General features: G+C 69.8%; 3 protein-coding genes. 1 reads left to right on the forward strand and 2 read right to left on the reverse strand.

The genetic code is table 11. From position 1 onward, the window contains the following. Positions 1-580: MFS transporter (locus tag Aph01nite_RS40845; RefSeq protein WP_204046467.1), on the forward strand; the 580-nt coding region annotated here is incomplete at its 5' end. Positions 581-593: 13 nt separating this feature from the next. Here the strand turns inward: Aph01nite_RS40845 and Aph01nite_RS40850 are convergent. Continuing rightward, positions 594-911 carry a winged helix-turn-helix transcriptional regulator gene (locus Aph01nite_RS40850; RefSeq protein ID WP_204046468.1) on the reverse strand — a complete coding sequence of 106 codons (318 nt, stop codon included), beginning with the start codon at positions 909-911 and terminating at the stop codon, positions 594-596. 29 nt (positions 912-940) lie between these two features. Further along, positions 941-1,525 (reverse strand): TetR/AcrR family transcriptional regulator, encoded by a 585-nt coding sequence (locus Aph01nite_RS40855; RefSeq protein WP_204046469.1) that lies wholly within the window; start codon positions 1,523-1,525, stop codon positions 941-943. Positions 1,526-1,728 lie beyond the last annotated feature (203 nt).

Below are 1,728 nucleotides of genomic sequence, written 5' to 3' on the forward strand. Positions count from 1 at the left end.
CTTCGCCATGGAGACCGCGATGATCTTCCTGATGACGCTCTACCTGCAGCGCGTCCTGGGCTTCTCCCCGCTGGTCACCGGCCTGGTCTTCGGCGTTCCCGGCCTGGCCGCCGTGGCCGCCGGGGTGATCGCCGGGCGCTTCATCGGCCGCTTCGGCAGCCGCAACGTCCTGGCCGCGGGCCTCACCGTCCAGGGCCTGGCCACCCTCCCACTGGTGTTCCTCGGCACCGACCGGACGGCCCTCGCGATCCTGATCCCGGCGCTGTTCATCGGCTTCTTCGGCCACGTGACCAGCATTGTTGCGTACACGGTGACCGGAACGTCCGGTCTGCCCGACGAAGAGCAGGGCCTGGCCACGGGACTGACCTCGATGACCCAGCAGGTGGCCGTCACCGTCGGCATCCCGATCCTCAGCTCGCTCGCCGCGGCCCAGAGCGGGGAACTGACCGGCATCCGCCTCGCCCTGACCGTGAACGTCGCCGTGACACTCCTCAGCGTCGTCCTCGTCTGGTACGGACTGCGTCCGCGCGGCGTGAGCCGTACCGAGCGGGTCGAACGGGAACTGGCGGCGGCGGACTGAGCGGCGCGCCGGATCAGCGGGCGGGGAGCCAGGTCTCGGCCCAGGCGGAGAGCTCCCGGACGGCCGCCTCCAGCGCGCGGCCCTTCTCCGTGAGCCGGTACTCGATGGTCACCGGGGTCGTCGGGATGACGGAACGTTCGACGATGCCCTCGCTCTCGAAGCGCTTGAGCCGTTCCGAGAGCAGCTTGTCGGTGATGCCGGGAATGGCGTCGCCGATCTGCCGGAACCGCGTGGTTCCCCGGAGCAACTCACGCAGGATCACCCCGGCCCACCGGCGGCCGACCATCTCGACGGCCTCCTGGTAACGAGGGCAGAAATCGGACTCGGGCACGCGCCCAGCTTACCGATGGATAGCGACTTTCAGGTGAAAACGCAGGACAGGCTGCGGCCCAGTACGGCGGCGAAGGACTCGGTGTTGCCGGGTGCGAGCCAGTGGCGTCCCGCCACGCGGACGGCGCCGGTGACGGCGGCGGCCGTGACGGCGGGATACAGGTCGCGCCCGGGGTCGGTGCCGGTGCGGGCCGCGATCGCCTCGGCGAGCGGCCCCTCCGCCATCGTGAACGACTTGAGGGCCTCACCCTCCAGTTCGGGCGTCATCATGATCATGCGCAGGCCGGCCTTGTCGGGCTCCGGGTTCGTGTAGAGCTCGATCATGGCGGCGATGACGGCCCGGCCGAGGGGTTCGTCGGCCGGCCGGGAGCGCAGCGCCTGCCCCGCGCGTCGGGACTGGTCGGTCTGGAAGGAGCAGATCGCCTCCTCCCGGCTGGAGAAGTAGTTGTTGTAGGTGCGCGGGGAGACGCCCGCGGCCGTGGCGATGTCGTGGACGCGGACGAGAGCCAGCCCGTGCGGCCCGTTCTCGATGGCCAGCCGGAGCGCGGCCTGGCCGATCGCGTCCCGGGTGGCCTGCTTGTTGCGTGCCCTGAGGTCCATCGCGTCGTCGTCCATGGGCCGATCCTATCCGACTTTGCGTACACCGCAGTATGTGCGTGACGCGCAAGTTGTGCGTAGACTGCAAGAGATTCCTGGCACTCGCGCCTGGAGAGTGCCAATCACGGGGACGGTGAGGTCCCTCCGGACCGTCCGTCGCGGGCGCCGTCCCCGTACATCCCCGTAAATCCCCGTGCAGAACAGGAGCAGCTATGACCTCG

The organism is Acrocarpospora phusangensis (assembly GCF_016862995.1).
GTDB lineage: Bacteria > Actinomycetota > Actinomycetes > Streptosporangiales > Streptosporangiaceae > Acrocarpospora > Acrocarpospora phusangensis.

Excerpts from the sequence above, each read along its gene's own strand:
- Aph01nite_RS40855 (WP_204046469.1), bottom strand. The coding sequence starts at position 1,525 with ATGGACGACGACGCGATGGACCTCAGGGCACGCAACAAGCAGGCCACC.